This window comes from Lachnospiraceae bacterium GAM79 (genome assembly GCA_020735665.1).
In the GTDB taxonomy this organism is placed as follows: domain Bacteria; phylum Bacillota; class Clostridia; order Lachnospirales; family Lachnospiraceae; genus Coprococcus.
On sequence record CP085928.1, the window covers coordinates 2839784 to 2858089 of the forward strand.

At 41.5% G+C, this 18306-nt stretch carries 21 protein-coding genes; 19 read left to right on the forward strand and 2 right to left on the reverse strand.

Annotation, left to right across the window (positions count from 1 at the left end; translation table 11 throughout):
- From LK416_12655 to LK416_12730, 16 genes are all read left to right on the forward strand, one after another.
- Complete coding sequence (locus LK416_12655) at positions 1-375, forward strand: TnpV protein (protein ID UEA74492.1); 375 nt, start codon at positions 1-3, stop codon at positions 373-375.
- Between the two features lie 263 nt (positions 376-638).
- Positions 639-1055, forward strand: coding sequence for a YjdF family protein (locus tag LK416_12660; protein ID UEA74493.1), 417 nt, complete (start codon positions 639-641; stop codon positions 1053-1055).
- Positions 1056-1107: 52 nt separating this feature from the next.
- On the forward strand, positions 1108-1485 hold the full coding sequence (locus LK416_12665) for an SdpI family protein (GenBank protein ID UEA74494.1): 378 nt from the start codon (positions 1108-1110) through the stop codon (positions 1483-1485).
- Between the two features lie 37 nt (positions 1486-1522).
- Positions 1523-1843 carry a DUF3784 domain-containing protein gene (locus tag LK416_12670; GenBank protein UEA74495.1) on the forward strand — a complete coding sequence of 107 codons (321 nt, stop codon included), beginning with the start codon at positions 1523-1525 and terminating at the stop codon, positions 1841-1843.
- 150 nt (positions 1844-1993) lie between these two features.
- Complete coding sequence (locus tag LK416_12675; protein UEA74496.1) at positions 1994-2935, forward strand: helix-turn-helix domain-containing protein; 942 nt, start codon at positions 1994-1996, stop codon at positions 2933-2935.
- Between the two features lie 764 nt (positions 2936-3699).
- Complete coding sequence (locus LK416_12680) at positions 3700-4602, forward strand: NAD-dependent epimerase/dehydratase family protein (protein UEA74497.1); 903 nt, start codon at positions 3700-3702, stop codon at positions 4600-4602.
- 52 nt (positions 4603-4654) lie between these two features.
- Entirely contained in the window at positions 4655-5485 is an 831-nt protein-coding gene (locus LK416_12685; GenBank protein UEA74498.1) for an RNA methyltransferase, read from the forward strand.
- A 301-nt stretch (positions 5486-5786) separates the two neighbouring features.
- On the forward strand, positions 5787-6158 hold the full coding sequence (locus LK416_12690; GenBank protein UEA74499.1) for a CidA/LrgA family protein: 372 nt from the start codon (positions 5787-5789) through the stop codon (positions 6156-6158).
- Positions 6151-6843: an LrgB family protein gene (locus LK416_12695; protein ID UEA74500.1), complete on the forward strand. Its 693-nt coding sequence runs from the start codon at positions 6151-6153 to the stop codon at positions 6841-6843. The genes LK416_12690 and LK416_12695 overlap by 8 nt, the downstream gene beginning before the upstream one ends.
- 159 nt (positions 6844-7002) lie before the next feature.
- Positions 7003-7686 (forward strand): FCD domain-containing protein, encoded by a 684-nt coding sequence (locus LK416_12700; protein ID UEA74501.1) that lies wholly within the window; start codon positions 7003-7005, stop codon positions 7684-7686.
- Positions 7687-7724: 38 nt separating this feature from the next.
- Positions 7725-8297: a cytidylate kinase-like family protein gene (locus LK416_12705; GenBank protein UEA74502.1), complete on the forward strand. Its 573-nt coding sequence runs from the start codon at positions 7725-7727 to the stop codon at positions 8295-8297.
- Positions 8298-8942 carry a methylated-DNA--[protein]-cysteine S-methyltransferase gene (locus LK416_12710; GenBank protein UEA74503.1) on the forward strand — a complete coding sequence of 215 codons (645 nt, stop codon included), beginning with the start codon at positions 8298-8300 and terminating at the stop codon, positions 8940-8942.
- A 307-nt stretch (positions 8943-9249) separates the two neighbouring features.
- Positions 9250-9750 carry a DNA-deoxyinosine glycosylase gene (locus LK416_12715; protein ID UEA74504.1) on the forward strand — a complete coding sequence of 167 codons (501 nt, stop codon included), beginning with the start codon at positions 9250-9252 and terminating at the stop codon, positions 9748-9750.
- A 171-nt stretch (positions 9751-9921) separates the two neighbouring features.
- Positions 9922-10170, forward strand: a complete 249-nt coding sequence (locus tag LK416_12720) for a hypothetical protein (protein ID UEA74505.1) — start codon at positions 9922-9924, stop codon at positions 10168-10170.
- Positions 10171-10250: 80 nt separating this feature from the next.
- Positions 10251-10832 carry a TetR family transcriptional regulator C-terminal domain-containing protein gene (locus LK416_12725; protein ID UEA74506.1) on the forward strand — a complete coding sequence of 194 codons (582 nt, stop codon included), beginning with the start codon at positions 10251-10253 and terminating at the stop codon, positions 10830-10832.
- A gap of 222 nt (positions 10833-11054) precedes the next feature.
- Positions 11055-12830 carry an oleate hydratase gene (locus tag LK416_12730; protein UEA74507.1) on the forward strand — a complete coding sequence of 592 codons (1776 nt, stop codon included), beginning with the start codon at positions 11055-11057 and terminating at the stop codon, positions 12828-12830.
- Between the two features lie 149 nt (positions 12831-12979).
- Here the strand turns inward: LK416_12730 and LK416_12735 are convergent, their stop codons facing one another.
- Together LK416_12735 and LK416_12740 are read right to left on the reverse strand one after the other, a co-directional pair.
- A complete protein-coding gene (locus LK416_12735; GenBank protein ID UEA74508.1) occupies positions 12980-13402 on the reverse strand; it encodes a flavodoxin in 423 nt (140 codons plus the stop codon).
- A gap of 147 nt (positions 13403-13549) precedes the next feature.
- Positions 13550-14101 (reverse strand): DUF3793 family protein, encoded by a 552-nt coding sequence (locus LK416_12740; protein UEA74509.1) that lies wholly within the window; start codon positions 14099-14101, stop codon positions 13550-13552.
- A 439-nt stretch (positions 14102-14540) separates the two neighbouring features.
- On the opposite strand from LK416_12740, the gene eno reads away from it, so the two are divergent.
- The 3 genes from eno to LK416_12755 all read left to right on the forward strand — a co-directional run bounded on the left by eno (position 14541) and on the right by LK416_12755 (position 18276).
- Entirely contained in the window at positions 14541-15836 is a 1296-nt protein-coding gene (gene eno, locus LK416_12745) for a phosphopyruvate hydratase (protein UEA75922.1), read from the forward strand.
- A 348-nt stretch (positions 15837-16184) separates the two neighbouring features.
- Complete coding sequence (locus tag LK416_12750) at positions 16185-17015, forward strand: hypothetical protein (protein UEA74510.1); 831 nt, start codon at positions 16185-16187, stop codon at positions 17013-17015.
- A gap of 19 nt (positions 17016-17034) precedes the next feature.
- The gene (locus LK416_12755; GenBank protein UEA74511.1) at positions 17035-18276 is read left to right on the forward strand and encodes a PrsW family intramembrane metalloprotease; all 1242 of its coding nucleotides are present in this window, start codon (positions 17035-17037) and stop codon (positions 18274-18276) included.
- Positions 18277-18306 lie beyond the last annotated feature (30 nt).

Below are 18306 nucleotides of genomic sequence, written 5' to 3' on the forward strand. Positions count from 1 at the left end.
ATGAAAAAACAGATTTATGATGAGAAAAACGGAATGAGTTATACGTTGCATGGAGATTACTATTTGCCGGATCTGGTTTTGAACGAAGCAGAACCGACATATGGAAAATATGGAATGTTACGAAAGCAGTTCTTAAAAGAACACAGATCAGCAAGGTATCAGTATCTGTTATTGACTGGAAAACTGAATGAACATCTGAATCAGATAGATCAGGAAGCCAGAGAACAGGTGGAAATGCTTATGAAACAGATGGCAGAAAAAAAGGGTGTAACTGAAGAATTAAAGGTACAGGATCAGATGAAGTGGGTTAGGTTAATGAATAATATAAAAGTTAGTGCAGAAGAGATTATATTGAAAAACATGGTATATGTGTGAGATCGTCCTTTTACACTTTTGTATATATTAGAATAGCACTTTAGAAAGCACTATGGTAAAATAAAGTGAAGGTAAATCGAAAGTTACCGAATTAAGTTAATCGTGCCGTATGGCTTGATTATCAAAACAAAGATAAAAACGCAACGTGCATCTTTAATGTGCCAGAGCCGGTAGGTAGCCCGGCCGTCCTATATAAATAGGGTAAGTAACCTGCCCCTCCGGGTTGTCCATTCTTTGTTCAATAAATTTCAGGAGGGATTTTTATGGACAAAGTAAATGGAAAACTGACGGTATATTTTGAAGAACCATTTTGGGTAGGCATATTTGAGCATATTGAAGATGGTAAATTATCTGTGGCAAAGGTAACGTTTGGCGTAGAACCAAAAGATTATGAAGTGCAGGAATATATTCAAAAATACTATTTCGGTTTGAAATTCAGTCCGGCTGTTGAAGCTATTGTAAAGGATATAAAAAGAAATCCGAAACGGATGCAGCGTTCAGCAAAAAAGCAGATGCTGGAAACTGGCATTAGTACAAAATCACAACTGGCGTTGAAATTACAGCAGGAACAGAACAAGCATGAGCGTAAAGAGAGAAGCCGAAAGAAAAAAGAAGCGGAAGAACAGCGAATGTTTGAACTAAAACAGCTAAAGAAAAGAGAAAAGCATAAGGGACATTAAAAGTCCCTTGGGCTTTTTCTCAAATCGGGAGTTGTAGTAAAGGAGGTTTACAATGGGGTTTTGGATTTTTATGTTGATTATGGATTTGCTTCTTCCATTTACGATGATTGGTTTTGGAAGATATTTTATGAAAAAGGCTCCAAAGGAAATAAATTCAGTATTTGGATATCGGACTTCGATGTCTATGAAGAACAAAGACACATGGGAATTTGCTCATAAATATTGTGGTAAAGTCTGGTATGTCTGTGGAATGGTTATGTTGCCGATAACAGTAATATTCATGCTTTTAGTGATTGGAAAAAATGAAGATTGTGTTGGGAGTATAGGAGGGATTATCTGTGGTGTTCAACTTATTCCTTTAATTGGGTCTATTCTCCCAACAGAAATAGCATTAAAAAAGAATTTTGATAAGAATGGAACAAGACGATAAATTCAAGTTTGTGGAATCGACTGAAAGGAAGCATTATATGTTCTATATTTATATTATTTTTGATTTTGCAATGGCAGTAATTATGCTTTTATTTGGAATATGGTTTTATAGGTCAAAAGGACAAGCATCCAACTTCTTGTCTGGTTATAATATGAAATCTGCAGAAGAACGAAAAAAATATGATGAAAATGCTATGTGTAAGGCATATGGGAAAAGAATGATGTTTATGTCAATTCCTTTTATTGCTGGAATGATTATAGATATTTGGCATATAGGAATCGGTTGTTTAATTGCATGGGTGATATGGTTTGTTATGTTTATTCTGCTGCTTATGGATAGACATAAAAGAGAAGGTTAATTTATAGAGGAATAGAATGCTTTTGGGGTGAAAATACCGTTTATTTGTTTTAGACATACGATGTCCGGTTGAAAATTAGCGGATTCTCGTTTTATGTCGTGGTAATTTTGATACATATTGGTAAGCTGTAAGTGGAAGAGAGGTAGAGACATGGACACAAAAAAGATTGGAGCTTTTTTAAAGCAATGTCGTAAAGAAAAGAATCTTACACAAGAGCAGCTTGCTGAAAAGTTTGGAGTATCTGCAAGAACAGTTTCCAGATGGGAAACAGGAATAAATATGCCAGATCTCAGTATACTTGTTCAACTTGCTGAGTATTACGATGTTGAGATGAGAGAGCTCCTGGATGGAGAAAGGAGCCAGACTATGAATAAAGAGATGAAAGAAACATTGGACAAAGTTGCGGTGTATGAAGAATGGGTGAAACAAAAAGCATTAAAGGCTGGAAATCTTGCATTTGCATCAATGTTTGTGATTAGTGTGTTAGCGATTATTATTCAGATGTTATTAACTGTGGATATTCGCTTGGTTTTAGGAGAGACAGCAACTGCTTTGGTAGGAGGAATTCTGTATGCTTCTATTATGGTGTACAATGGAATATGGGATAAATGTTTGCCCAAAAGTGCTACTATATGGCGCGATTTTTTCACCAGTGTGATATGTGCAGGAATTTTTACAGTCATCTATGGCATATGTTTATTTAGAATGGGAGCTACAGAAACACAGGTAACACGATTAGCATTGGGATTTCTGATTGGTATTACTATTGTGGCATTTATTGTTCTTAGGCTCTTGGCATTTATTAATCGAAAAAGAAACCAGAATTCGTCAAATGTTCCGGAGAAAAAGGAAACTTCCCTATCTAAGGCAGAATGGACAAAAATTTATAATGCACAGAATATAGTAGAGACAGAACAACTTGTAGAAATGTTAAAGCAAAATGGAATAGCAGCTTTTTCGCAGGAAGCAGGTGCGAATGTTGCAATGCATGGGGCACTAGGATTTGGAATATATGGTGTGGATATATTCGTGAAAACCGATGATGCAGAGAAGGCAGTACAGTTGATCAAGGAGATTAATAACCAAGAATGAAGAAAATTTTTGACATTTTCACACATGCGTGCTAATATAATTATAGAGAAAGAGTGCTACCGATAGACGGTTAGTCCGATATATGTTTTGACAAAAATTGCCGCTTAGTTTACCAGACCAGGGCGGCTATTTTTGTGGTTTATTATTATCCTTGCCAAAGGTATATCCAAGACCAAAGCAGGTTAAGCCGAAGCTCACTACTGCTATAAAATCAACAATACTCATGGCTTAGCCCTCCTTTCCAGTGGATTCTCTTTCGAGTTTCTATGTAATCAGAGGGTCACAGTCCCTCTGATGAAGGACTAACCGCCTACCGTTATGATAGCACCCATGTTTCGATTATAACAGTCAAGGTGGGAATCTGCAACCGGAAAGTTGATGACCCATAAAAATCTGACTGTGATACTATTTTGATACTAAAAAATGAAAAGAACAGAAATATAGCGTAGAAATCTTATAACACAGGATAATAAAGACACGAAAATTACAGAAAATAATGAGATTCTAAGAACCTCACAAACGTGAAGGCGGACGTACAGTAGGTTCAGGAAGAGTTGCTTCTATCATCGAGTAATCTACGCGTAAGTAACGAGAAGATTAGATAAATAAAAAATATCCGGAGAGTGTTTACACTCTTCCGGGTATTTTTTTGTTTATCGATTAGCAGCAATATTGACAATGAAATTACCGGTATGTTATTTTGTAGATGCAAACAATTGGGTGGGCTTATAAGCAAGCCCTGTGCAGCAGAAAAGGAGATATCAATGAAGAAAATCTTGATTACCGGTGGAACCACATTTGTCAGTAAGTATGCAGCAAAGTATTTTGTAGAGCATGGATATGAGGTCTATGTAGTGAACCGTAATTCAAAACCGCAGGTTAAGGGCGTGACGCTGATTGAAAGCGACAGGCATAATTTAGGGGATAAGCTGAAGAATCTGCATTTTGATGTTGTTGCCGACATAACCGCTTATGATGCACAAGACATAATTGATTTACATAATTCGCTGGACTCTTTTGATCAATATATAATGATTAGTTCCAGTGCGGTATATCCGGAGTATGGTGTACAGCCATTTCCTGAGGATTCTGAAAGAGCAGTAAATAAATTCTGGGGAAAATATGGAACAGATAAGATCGAAGCAGAAAATGCACTGTTGGAGAGAGTCCCGGATGCTTATATTTTAAGACCGCCATATTTATATGGTTCTATGGACAACGTCTATCGGGAGGCGTTTGTATTTGACTGTGCAATGGCAGACAGAAAATTTTATTTGCCGGAAGCCGGTGAGATGAAATTACAGTTTTTCCATGTGGAAGATTTGTGTAGGCTGATGGAAGTAATAATTACAAAGTGCCCAACGGATCATATTTTGAATGTCGGAAATGAAAAGTCAATATCGATAAGAGACTGGGTTATCAAATGTTATGCTTGCTTTGATAAAGTGCCGGAATTCGTATCTGTACCGGAAACAGTAGAGCAGAGAAATTATTTCAGCTTTTATAATTATGAATACTGTCTTGATGTGACCCGGCAGAAGAAGATATATCCGGAGACGATGTCAATGGATGCCGGGTTACAGGAGGCTGCAAATTGGTATATAGAGCATGAAGGTGAGGTAAACAAGAAGCCATATTGGAAGTATATTGATACCAATTTGGTATAAAGGTAATTGACATAATAAGATGACAAGCGTGTGTATCGGGAAGGAAATTACGATGAAAATAATAGAAGTAACGGATCTGAATCGTCCGGAACTGGCGGTTTATGCGGAGCTTTCGGAACGGCAGCTTGCAACAATTTATGAACCGGAGGAAGGATTGTTTATTACCGAGAGTCCGAAGGTGATCGAGCGGGCATTAGATGGTGGATATGAACCGGTGTCTTTTCTGGCAGAAAAGGGACAGCTTGCAGAGGCTGAGGAGATTCTGGATCGGATGGAGGATGTCCCAATCTATGTTGCACCGGATGAGATATTGACGAAGCTTACCGGTTACCATCTGACAAGGGGGCTCTGGTGCACGATGCGCCGCAGGACATTGCCAACGATAGAGGAGGTATGTCAGGGAGCGAAGCGGATCGCTATTTTGGAAGAAGTGGTCAATCCGACAAATGTGGGAGCATTGTTCCGCTGTGCCGCAGCACTTGGTATGGATGCAGTGATATTGACCGGTGGCTGCAGTGATCCTCTTTACAGACGTGCAAGTCGTGTGAGTATGGGAACAGTATTCCAGATTCCGTGGACAATGTTGTCAAAGAAGGATGGTGTCTGGCCGGAGCAGGCAATGAAGACATTGAAAGAAATGGGCTTTAAGACGGCGGCAATGGCACTCCGAGAAGATAGTGTAGGAATTGATGATCCGCAGTTAAATAGTGAGGAAAAGCTGGCAATTGTGCTCGGTACAGAGGGCGATGGGCTGGCCGGAGATACGATAGCTGACTGCGATTATACGGTTATGATTCCGATGGCACATGGTGTAGATTCACTTAACGTAGCGGCGGCAGGAGCGGTAGCTTTCTGGCAGCTGGGACATCAGCGGCAGGAGTAGTATCCGTTTGTAAAGATTGTGCGTCGACGACAGGAAAGGGTGGTCTTCTGGCAGTTGAGATACCGCTGACAGGAATAAATAGTATTCATCTGGAAAGTTATAGCATCAGTCGCAGAAAGTTGCAGCCCGCAAGAAAACATGCTGGGAATATATTGATGCCAATTTGGTAAAATAATAAATTGACAAATAATAAGATGGCAGTATAATGATTGGTAGCACTGAATTGGTGCTACCAATTTCTTTTATATGAAAAAGTATAGTTCAAACGAAAAAGGATAAAAAATGTAGAGAGGATATTTGAATGAAGTATATTAGACAGTTTTTAATCATTCTTGCAATTTCATTTATCGGGGAACTGCTCAAATATGTATTACCTTTGCCGATTCCTGCCAGTATTTATGGAATGGCGATTTTATTTGTATGCCTGATGACTGGATGGATCAAGTTAGAGGCAGTGAAAGAGACAGGGAAATTTTTAATTGAGATCATGCCATTGATGTTCATTCCTGCCGGTGTTGGTCTGATGGTTAGCTGGGGAACGCTGAAGCCGGTGCTGATTCCGGTATGTGTGATCACGGTCGTTACGATCATTACGGTTATGGCGATGACAGGCAGACTGTCACAGTGGATCATCAGAAAGGATAGGAAGAAAGAGGAACAAGAGGATGCATGATTTTTTTGAAAACTCCCTGTTTGCGGGAGTTACACTTAGCCTGATCTCATATTTGATCGGGTCAATATTAAAGAAGAAATTCAAACTGGGAATATTTAATCCGTTGCTGATCTCGATTGTAGTTACCATCCTGGTACTGGTTGTGAGCAAGGTGGATTATGATACTTATAATGAAGGCGCCCAATATTTAAGCTGGCTGTTGACCCCTGCAACCGTATGTCTGGCGATCCCGCTCTATGAACAGTGGGAACTGCTGAAGCATAACTGTAAGGCGGTTATGGCAGGTCTTGTTGCCGGTGTGGTGACAAGTCTTTGTACGGTGTTTGTATTGTCAAAGATCATGGGACTTACACATGAGGATTATGTAACGATGCTTCCGAAGTCTATCACGACTGCGATCGGTATGGGTGTTTCAGAAGAACTGGGTGGATATGTAACGATTACGGTTGCGGTTATTATCGTAACGGGTGTTCTTGGAAATATATTTGGTGAATTAGTGTGCAAGATTTTTCGAATCACCGAACCGATATCAAAGGGTCTGGCATTTGGATCTGCATCTCATGCGATCGGAACGGCAAAGGCGATCGAGATCGGTGAAGTGGAAGGTGCAATGAGCAGTCTGGCGATTGCGGTTTCCGGTATTCTTACGGTTGTGCTTTCGTCGTTATTTGCGCATTTTATGTAAATATATATGCTGCTTATAAAATGCAAGGATTTATTTCGAATTTACAGATCGGATATAGAAATAATGAAGTTAGTTGATAATCTCATAGGCGGGTATCCGCTGGTAGCAGATATCAAAATATAGAAATAACGAAATTTATTGATAGTCAGGGAGACGAGTATGGAAAAACAACATGTTACATCAGAATATGAAAAAGCAATTCAATATATTTACAGCCTGATGCAGGACGGAACCTTGCAGAACGGAAGCAAGCTTCCAACCGAACGTACGATAGCGGAAACGTTAGGAATCGGAAGAAATTCGACCAGGGAGGCACTCAGTATCCTGCATGGCATGGGAATGATCGAACGCGTACAGGGATCGGGAAATTATATATCAAAAAATGCCGGAGAGTCGATCCGTCAGATGCTTATGATGATGCTGGCACTTGGCAGTATCACGAAATCCGAGGTCTGTGAGTTCCGTTGTACAATGGAAAAGTCTGTATGCAGTATGCTGATCGAGAAAGGAATACCATTTGAGTGTCAGGTGCTTCTGGAGGATAATCTGGCAAGGATGGAGCAGGCGGATGGTTCCGAACTGGTTAGCGTGGATAAGGAATTTCATGAATTGCTGATCCGGGCAACAGAGAATGAACTATTTTCGATGATCATGGAGGCGGTTATGATCGTTTATCGGGAATGGATCGATCTGGTGCTGCGCCGTGTGAATACAAAAGAAAAGGCAAACTTGCTTAATTATCACAAGCAGATCTATAATAGTGTATTAGAACGTGATGAAGCAGCCATGAAAGCGGCGGTAGATGGGCATTATCATCTGATCAGCCAGATGCTTGCATTGTAGGTGAGTAGAGGTAATATATAAGAAGGAGGTAAGAGAGTATGATCGTAACACTTGGAAGACAATGTGGATGTGCCGGAGATGAAGTTGGGAAAAAATTATCGGAGCTGTTAGGGATTCCCTTTTATACGAAGCCAGAGCTGATCGCGCTTGCAAAAGAAAAGAAAATTTATGAAAAGTATCCAATGTATTTTGGTGAGCAGCCGGTAAATGCGATGATCAGTTCGGTTGCGGATGATTTCTGTCCGAGGAATCAGTATGATACACCGAAACGGGCATTGTCAGCAATGTTTGGAGGACAGAGTTTTATCATTATAGGACGTGCTTCGAATTATGCCTACCGGGATGATAAGGATGCTGTCCGGGTGTTTCTGTGCGGAGATAAGAAGCAGCGGGCGCATCATATCGCGGGAAAGCATAAGATCTCGGAGCGAAAGGCTATAGCGCTTGTTGAAAAGACAGATGAGAAACGGCGTGGTTATCACAGATATTATACCGGAGAAGAATGGGGCTATGCAGAGAATTATGATCTGTGTATAGACGCGGTACGACTGGGTGTTGATAAGACGGCGGAATTGATCGCAGACTATGTAAAGCATGTTGGAGGAAGATAAATGACAACGAGAGAAGAAGCGCTGGCATATGGACTGTCTTTTCCTGATACATATCAGCAGGCGCCGTTTCATGATCCGAACTGGCAACTGGTGCGTGTGAAAGGAAGCAAGAAGGTATTCCTGTGGACATATGAGAGAGACGGATATATTAATCTGAATGTAAAGGTCGATCCTGAATGGCGGGATTTCTGGCGGAGCGCATTTGACGCGGTGATACCGGGCTGGCATCAGAATAAGGAGCACTGGAATACGATCATTCTGGATGGAAGTATTCCGGATCAGGATGTGAAACGGATGATCGCAGAGAGTTATGATCTGGTGACAACCAGTCCATCAAAGAGAATCTATGAGGCGGTGAAAAAGATTCCTGCCGGAAAGGTTGCAACCTATGGTCAGATCGCGGAGCTTGCCGGGGATAAGAAGATGGCGCGTGCAGTGGGAAACGCGCTTCATAAGAATCCGGATCCGGAGCACATTCCCTGCTTTCGTGTGGTAAATGCAAAGGGTGAATTATCCGGAGCATTTGCATTCGGCGGAAAGAATGTACAGGCAGATCGATTGACGGCAGATGGAGTTACAGTTGTCGATGGACGGGTGGATATGGAGAGATTTGGAATAAAGATCTTAGATGGAGAAATCATATAAAGTGAAAAATGATTTATATGCAGGAAATGACCGTTCAAATACAAAGGTTATTTGAAACAGAAAACAAGTCATTTTTGCAAGACTACTGTACAGGCAAGGGGGAGGCAGTATATAATATATCCGTAATTCCAACATGGGGATTTAAATGAGGTTTGGGATACATATATAACCAGAGACTTGTCGGGGGCGATAGTCTCTGGTTTTTTTGTTTGGGATGCATATTTTACGGAGTGGAAGTTAATTATTTTGTAATTCCGTTTGAATGTGTAAGATTTGTAGGCAATTCTTTATTTGAAAGGAAATAAAAATGTCAGAATATCAGTATGTAGAGCATGAATTTGCTCCGGTATATAATGAAGAATCACAGGTGCTGGTTCTTGGCAGTCTGCCATCGGTGAAATCCAGAGAGCAGGGCTTCTACTACGGACATCCGAGAAACCGTTTTTGGAAGGTTGTGGCAGCTGTACTTGGTGTACCGGAACCCTTGACGATAGAAGAGAAAAAACGGATGCTGCTTGCCGGTCATGTGGCGGTCTATGATGTGATCCGGGCTTGTGAGATCATCGGTTCCAGTGACAGCAGTATCCGAAATGTTGTTCCTGCAGATATTAAAAGCATTGTAGCACATACACCGATCCGGGCAGTTTTTACAAATGGTAAGACTGCCGGCAGATTATACAAAAAATATCAGGCAGAACATATCGCTCTTCCAATGATCGAACTGCCATCGACAAGCCCGGCAAATGCAGCGTTTTCGCTGGAACGACTGGAAGAAATATGGAAATTGGAGATTGGTAAATATTTGTAAAAGTATTTTACAATAGTGATGTTGACATATAAAAAGAACAGTATTTTACATTAATTATACACAACTTTACAGATTCATCAGATGATTTTACCTGTGTATGATAGCGGGCGTTTTTTCTAATTGATAAACTTATATTATAAAAAGTAATGATGAACGAAAGAGAGAAAGAAAATGAATGAAAATGTGATCGAACAGCCGGTTGCAGCTATGTATATGGTATCCAAAGAATTGAATCGTCTGGCAGGTTTTACGACAGAAATGTTGTTTGGTCTTAAATCAACAATTATGAGTAATCGATCCGAAGAAAGTCAACAGAAGTTTACAGAGAAGCTTCAATATGAAACAGTTCCTTCTGCAGGGCTTTTCTCACATCCTGAATTATGTAGATTGTTTTTTCTCATGCCATTAGTTTATTTTTAATTTTACAAAATTCTGGTGGGTGTGGTATAGTAAGGATAACTTTTTTTCTGATGAACAATAGACGTGGAGGTTACAAGGAAATGTCTCAGATAACGAAACGTGCGTTGGAAGCATCACTGAAGAAGCTTCTTACAAAGAAACCGCTTGATAAGATAACGATAACGGATATCACGGAAGACTGCGGCATCAACCGAATGACATTTTACTATCATTTTAAAGATATCTATGATCTGGTAGAGTGGGTGTGTGTGGAGGATGCAACGAGGATACTGGGTGAGAATAAAACCTATGATACCTGGCAGGAAGGCTTCCTTCGTATCTTTGAAGCGGTGAGCGAGAATAAGACATTTATGATGAATGCATATCATTCGATCAGCAGAGATCAGGTAGAAAAATATCTGTACAGTCTGACGTATGATCTGATGATCAAGGTCATCGAAGATAAGGCGAAGAATATGCAGGTGCGGGATGAAGATAAGAAGTTCATTGCTGATTTTTACAAATGCTCCTTTGTCGGTGTGTTGCTTGAATGGATTGAGAATGGCATGAAGCAGGATCCACATGTGGTCGTGGATAAGATGGGACTGGTGATGCATGATAATATTACCAGAGCACTGGAAGCATTTCGGACGGATGTCTTTCACAAAAAAACAGAGAGCTGACAGATACATTGAAAAAACAATGTGTCTTATTTTTCAGACCGGTTATCCCATCAAAACAGGGGAAATGATAAAATTTTAGACAGAACAAGTACCGTGAATATATTTTTATCACGGTACTTTTTTTGTTTATTGAGGGCAAAAACGGGGAATCTTATAATAAAGACAGTTTTTGAGATAACCGGTCTGTTTGCAGGCAGGCTGTATAGATTGGAGGTAATTCGTATGTATTACGCAAGTGGAAATTATGAAGCATTTGCCAGACCAAAGAAGCCGGCGGGTGTGGATCAGAAATCGGCATATATTATAGGTTCGGGACTTGGTGCATTGGCGGCAGCCTGTTTTCTGGTAAGAGATGGACAGATGAAAGGCTCGCATGTGCACATTCTGGAGAAAGACCCGATTCCGGGCGGTGCATGTGATGGTTATCAGTACAGCGATATCGGCTATGTTATGCGTGGCGGACGTGAGATGGATAACCATTTTGAGTGTATGTGGGATCTGTTCCGTTCGATTCCGTCCATCGAGACAGAGGGTGTCAGTGTACTGGATGAGTATTACTGGCTGAATAAGGCAGATCCAAACTATTCTTTGTGTCGGGCAACTGAGAATCGGGGGCAGGATGCACATACCGATAAGAAGTTTGGATTGTCCGATAAGGGTGCAATGGAGATCATGAAGCTGTTCTTTACCCCGGATGAAGAATTATATAATAAACGGATCGATGAGTATTTTGATGAAGAAGTGCTTAATTCTAATTTCTGGATGTACTGGCGGACGATGTTTGCATTTGAGAACTGGCATTCTGCACTTGAGATGAAGCTCTATATTAAGCGTTTTATCCATCATGTCGGAGGACTGCCGGATTTCACGGCACTTCGTTTTACCAAATATAACCAGTATGAGTCCATGATTCTTCCGATGGTAAAATATCTGGAATCATTCGGTGTGGTGTTCCATTATAATACTAAGGTTATAAATGTGGAATTCGAGATCGAAGCAGGAAGAAAGCTGGCAAAGAAGATTGATATTATCCGTGACGGTGAAGCAGATGCGATCGACCTGACCGAGAATGATCTGGTATTTATCACAAATGGCGGCTGCGTGGAGAATTCTTCATACGGAAGCCAGAACAAACCGGCTGAGTTTAAGACCGAGATCCGCGAAGGCGGTGGATGGGATATGTGGCGGAAGATCGCTGCACAGGATCCATCCTTCGGACATCCGGACAAATTCTGCTATGATCCGGAACAGTCGAACTGGATGAGTGCAACGGTAACGACACTAGATGAAAAGATCCTTCCATATATTAAGAAAATCTGCAAGAGAGATCCACTCTCCGGCAAGGTAGTTACAGGTGGTATCGTGACTGCGAGAGATTCCGAATGGCTGCTTTCATGGACGATCAATCGTCAGCCGCAGTTCCGTAATCAGCCAAAGGGACAGGTGCTTGTATGGGTATATGGATTATTTTCGAATAAACCGGGTGATTATGTAAAGAAGACCATGCGGGAATGCACCGGTAAGGAGATTTGCGAAGAGTGGCTCTACCATATCGGAGTACCGGAGGAGAAAATACCGGAGCTTGCTGAGCACAGCGCAAATACAGTGCCGGTTATGATGCCGTATATTACAGCATTTTTCATGCCGCGTGAGAAAGGTGACCGCCCGGATGTTGTACCGGAGGGAGCAGTAAATTTTGCATTCCTCGGACAGTTTGCAGAGACAGCAAGAGATACGATATTTACGACCGAGTATTCGATCCGTACCGGTATGGAGGCAGTATATACCCTGTTGAATATTGACCGTGGTGTGCCGGAGGTCTGGGGCAGTGTCTATGATGTACGGGATCTGTTAAATGCGACCGTAGCAATACGCGATGGCAGAAAGATCACAGATATGAAGCTTGGACTGAAAGAGAAGATCGCAATGAAGGAGCTTTTAAAGGCGGTAGAAGGAACCGATGTCGAGAAACTTCTCCGGGAGCATGGAGCGATATAGAGAAAAATAGAATAATAAATATAACAAATGCTCTGGCAGAGGTGTGGTTTGCCAGAGCATTTTTGGGATTGTACGATAATGTACAAGCGGAAGGACTGCCACATGGCAGATTCCTGTGTTTTGGTTGCGTTTAGAGATGTGTATATTTATTAAACAAGTGCTTCGCCAAGTGCGGTACAATCAGCAAGACCTGCTTCATCCGGTGTTTCATGGCAGATCAGTGGAGCTGCTGCAAATACAGCACCGTCAGCTTGACACTGAGCTTCCCATGTATCCATCCATTCGCCGCTTCCCCAGCCATATGAACCGAAGATGGCGATCTTCTTACCGTTTAATGCCGGTTCACATTCAGCGAACATTGGCTCGAATTCGCTTTCTTCTAAGACTTCGGCACCCATAGCAGGGCATCCGAATGCAATCGCATCGTAGTTATCTACCATATCTACAGTGAATTCTGCGGATGTTAAAAGATCACATTCTGCTCCTTTTGCCTTTGCACCTTCTGCAACAGCCTGTGCCATTAATGCTGTGTTACCTGTGCCACTCCAATATACAACTGCAACCTTACTCATAGTAGGTTCCTCCTTATAATCATGTATTTTATATTTAGAGATCTCCGTATGGAAATGCCTGCGGGAATCTCCTATATTCATTTTTGTTATGTGAACGTCGTTTGCATAAATACTTATTTTGTTATGCGGATGCAATTTTCTAAATACTTATGCGGCAACCGTCAACTGCCAGATCGTTCGTCCCTGATGCCAGAGATTTGCATAGATCTCACGGCATTTTTTAAACTTGGCAAATGTTTTCTGGGCCTCACCCAGATCTCCGTATACCTTCCAGTCGCCCATGCCTTTGCAGTTACTTCCGTGGTTTTTGATAAATCCGAGAACATCATTTAACGGATAACCAAGGAAGACACCGATCTCATGCGGAAATTCTTCCGAACCATGAAGACGGCTACGAAGCTGTTCAAGCATTTGATCGATCGTTCCTGCCTGATATCCTGTGCTTACAAGAAAAGAGATGATCTCCGGTCTTGATAATTCACGAACCATAGCATCCGGTCTGTAGACATAGATCAAAGCAGTTTCGGTATCTTCTCGCAGGATCGTGATCCGGATCCCTTTTTTCTGAAATTGTGCATCCCAGACAGCCACACTTTCGTATAATTCTTCTCCGGAAGAAAAACGATAAAGAAACAGGCTGGCAGGTTTTAAGGACGCCAATGTAGGCGAACAATGTGTGATCAAATATTCTTCAAACATAATCACAAACTCCTTTTTGCATCGATTCCGACAAATATTCTGCTATATTCAAAAATCCTAAAGCTATATGCAGTGCTGGTACGCTCGCGTCAAAGCAGCGTTGCATATCAAATTTTAGTATGCACCGTAACTCTGTAAATCATTCAATCTACAGGTTAGGCACATCTAACTCATGGGTGCATTATACGGTCTGATTCTGTAAAAATCAAGCGAAAAATGTGATAGAAATTCTCAATAAATTCGACCGTTTTTTGTTGACGGAAAAGGCTTCTGCATGGTATTTTTATAAATGGTTAGCAGGAACTAACTAAAAATCTTGTGAATAAATCGTGTGGCTCCATTCTGTATGCATCCCTGACTGCTGAAAACAGGGTATGTACCCGGATGCAATGACGGATCCGGGACAGAAGCTGTCACCAGAAAGAAGGATCAAAGCATGATGAATTATTTAGAAATCGAAAAAGTAATTGGACGAGAGATTATTGACTCAAGAGGAAATCCTACAGTAGAAGCAGAAGTTATTCTTGCAGATGGTACTGTCGGACGTGGAGCTGCTCCAAGTGGTGCATCAACAGGTGAGTTTGAAGCATTAGAGCTTCGTGATGGTGATAAGAATCGTTTTGGCGGTAAGGGCGTTCAGAAAGCTGTTGAAAATATCAACACAAAAATTAATGACGTATTAGTTGGAATGGATGCATCTGATACATATGCTGTAGATCAGGCAATGATCAAGGCAGACGGAACAAAGGACAAGTCAAATCTGGGTGCAAATGCAATCCTTGCTGTATCAATCGCAGCAGCAAGAGCAGCAGCTATTTCACTGGATGTACCTTTATATCGTTTCTTAGGCGGTGTAAGCGGAAACAGACTTCCGGTTCCTATGATGAACATTATCAATGGTGGATGTCATGCATTATCATCCGGTCTGGATGTTCAGGAGTTCATGATCATGCCGGTTGGTGCTCCTTCATTCAAAGAGTGTCTCAGATGGTGTGCAGAGGTATTCCATGCACTTCAGGCTATCTTAAAGGAAAGAGGACTTGCTACATCAGTTGGTGATGAAGGTGGATTTGCACCTGCACTTGCATCTGATGAAGAAGCAATCGAGACAATTCTCGAGGCAGTAAAGAAAGCCGGATATGAACCGGGTAAGGACTTCAAGATTGCTATGGATGCAGCTTCATCCGAGTGGAAGACAGGCAAGGTTGGCGAGTACAAGCTGCCAAAGGCCGGTACAGTATATACATCAGAAGAGCTGATCGCTCACTGGAAGAGACTGGTTGAGAAGTACCCGATCATCTCCATCGAAGATGGTCTGGATGAAGAAGACTGGGAAGGCTGGAAGAAGCTTACAGCAGAACTTGGCGACAAAGTACAGTTAGTTGGTGACGACCTTTTCGTTACAAATACAGAGAGACTTGCAAAGGGTATCGAGCTTGGCTGTGGTAACAGTATCCTGATCAAATTAAACCAGATCGGTTCTGTATCAGAGACATTGGAAGCGATCAAGATGGCTCACAAGGCCGGATACACAGCTATCTCATCTCACAGATCAGGCGAGACAGCAGATACAACGATCGCAGATCTTGCAGTTGCTTTAAATACCTGCCAGATCAAGACCGGTGCACCATCCAGATCTGAGCGTGTAGCTAAGTACAACCAGCTCTTAAGAATCGAAGAAGAGCTTGGTGCTTCAGCCGTATATCCGGGTATGAAAGCCTTCAATGTAAAATAATTATTGTCATATATTTTCCTCAAAAAAAATATGAATAAATGGTATGGGAGACGTAAGTTTTGCGTCTCCTATATTTTTTATCGCACTTTGTGGAGAAGTAGTTAATTGCTTCGCGTTTCCGCGCAGGTGCGAAAGAGTCACTTGTGACTCTTTATTAGGCGAAATGTTGAAAATAGCAGATAAATTCCGGTAAAAAATAAATCTCGATTTAGAAGAAAAAAGGAATTAGCGTATAGCGTGTTTGCTGTTTGAATGGTATAATTTTTATCAGTGTAAAACATATATTACCGAGAATTTACAGACTGGAATAGTGGAAGAAAACTGCCGGTTGGAAAGGCTGTATTATAGATGAAAAAAATTGAATTTTTACTGTTCTTCGGGGTACTTTTTGGTACATTGCTTACCGGCTGCTCATCTGAGAAGGAGTCAGCAGGAGCTATGAACAATGGAACGACAGAAGCGGCGCATGTCACGGAAGATGTGACCACAGAAGAACAGGAAGTAACGACAGAGAAGACGGAATTTGGAAAACAGAGATTAGAAGCAGTACCGGACAGACCTGCTTCCGATAAAACACAGACCGAGACTGTATCTGAAGAAGAATCAGATGAGGCAGAGCTGGATGGAGAAGGTGAAACTTCGGTATCAAAGAAAAGTGATGACTGGAAGACTGCATATGTTGATTATCTGGAACATGTGTCAGATACAGAGGGACAGCAAGGGTATACGCTGATTTACCTGGACAATGATGATATACCGGAGCTGGTAGAAGTAGGAAAGTCGGAGGCATCCGGTGTCCGTATTGTAAACTATTCAAATGGCTCCGTTCATGTAAACGGATTGAACCGTTTGTACTTTACTTACATAGAAGGAAAGAATCTCCTTTGCAATTCGGATGGGCTGATGGATTCCTATTATGACTATATTTACAGTATTGTTGATGGAGAGTTGACCTTGGTTGCACAGGGGCATTATGGAGCGAAGGATGGAACCGGGCTGAGATTTGATAAGAATGGGATGCCGATTTACACATATGACTGGAACGGAGAAGATGTCAGCGAAGATGAGTATAATGCTGACTTTGCACAAGTCTATGACAGTTCGGCAGCAACAGAAGGCTATGATACGGATAAGCTGGAGTCGATCAAAGAGGTTATAGATGATATAGAGACAAAGTAAGATAAATGGGGAGAATAAGATGAATAATATACGAGTGCTTTTTATCGTAGCGGCACTTCCGGCATTATTGTTGCTTGGATTTATATATTACAGGGATCGCAAAGAGAAACCGCCGGTTAAGTTGATGATTCTACTTTTGGCGACCGGTGCAGCAACTACTGTTCCGGCAGCTATCGTAGAGTTTATAGGTCAGGCATTTGTCATGGGTGATTCAGATGATTTGGGACTTCGTCTGCTTATCTTCTGTTTCTTTGTTATAGCTGTAGCCGAGGAATTAGGTAAATATCTGGTTACGATATGTATCACATGGAAAAGTAAGGAGATGCAGCATAGCTATGATGGCGTGATTTATGCCGTATGCTCTTCATTGGGATTTGCAATTCTGGAAAATGTGTTATATGTATATCAGGGTGGACTACTGACCGGAATTATGAGGGCGTTTACAGCGATTCCCCTTCATTGTACGGTCGGTGTTGTGATGGGAGCATTATATGCAAAGGCGAGAGAAGAAGCATATGCCGGTGACAGAGGCGGAATGATCGGTTACATGGCATGGGCGTATCTTGTGCCGGTATGTATTCATGGGGCATATGATTACGCGATCATGGCGGCTTCTTATGGTTTAATTGCAGAAGGATGGATTTATGTCATTCTGATAGGGGCATATATTATATCTGTTGTGTTGATTCTGGTATGTTCCAATCATGATCACAGAATTGACGGCAGACCTGAGACAGCTGATTATGGATTCTATCGAACCGAATACCGCAGGCCGGGCAGAAGCTATTATTATCAGACTCAGCAGGCAAATCCGATGGGCTATCCGCAGAATCAGGGTTATCCGGGAAATACCGCATACCCGCAGAATCAGGGTTATCCCGGAAATAATGCATATGTGTCGAATCAGTATTATACGGGTAATACAGTGAATCCACAGAATAACGGATATGCAGGAAATACCTCATATCCACAAAACCAGAGTTATATGGGTAATGCGATGAATCCACAGAATCAGGGTTATACCGGAAATAATGCATATGTGTCGAATCAGTATTATACGGGTAATACAGTGAACCCAAAGAATACCGGATATATCGGAAACACATCATATCCGCAAAATGCCGGAGTAAATCCATATCGTAGATCAGACACAGCAGCAGATCAGACACCAAATTCAACAACACCATACAGTGTGAATTCATATAATGGACAGATGTATTCATCATATAATGAACAGGAAGATAACTATAATATGAGATAGACCGAATATGCCGAACGTTTTAACGGAAAT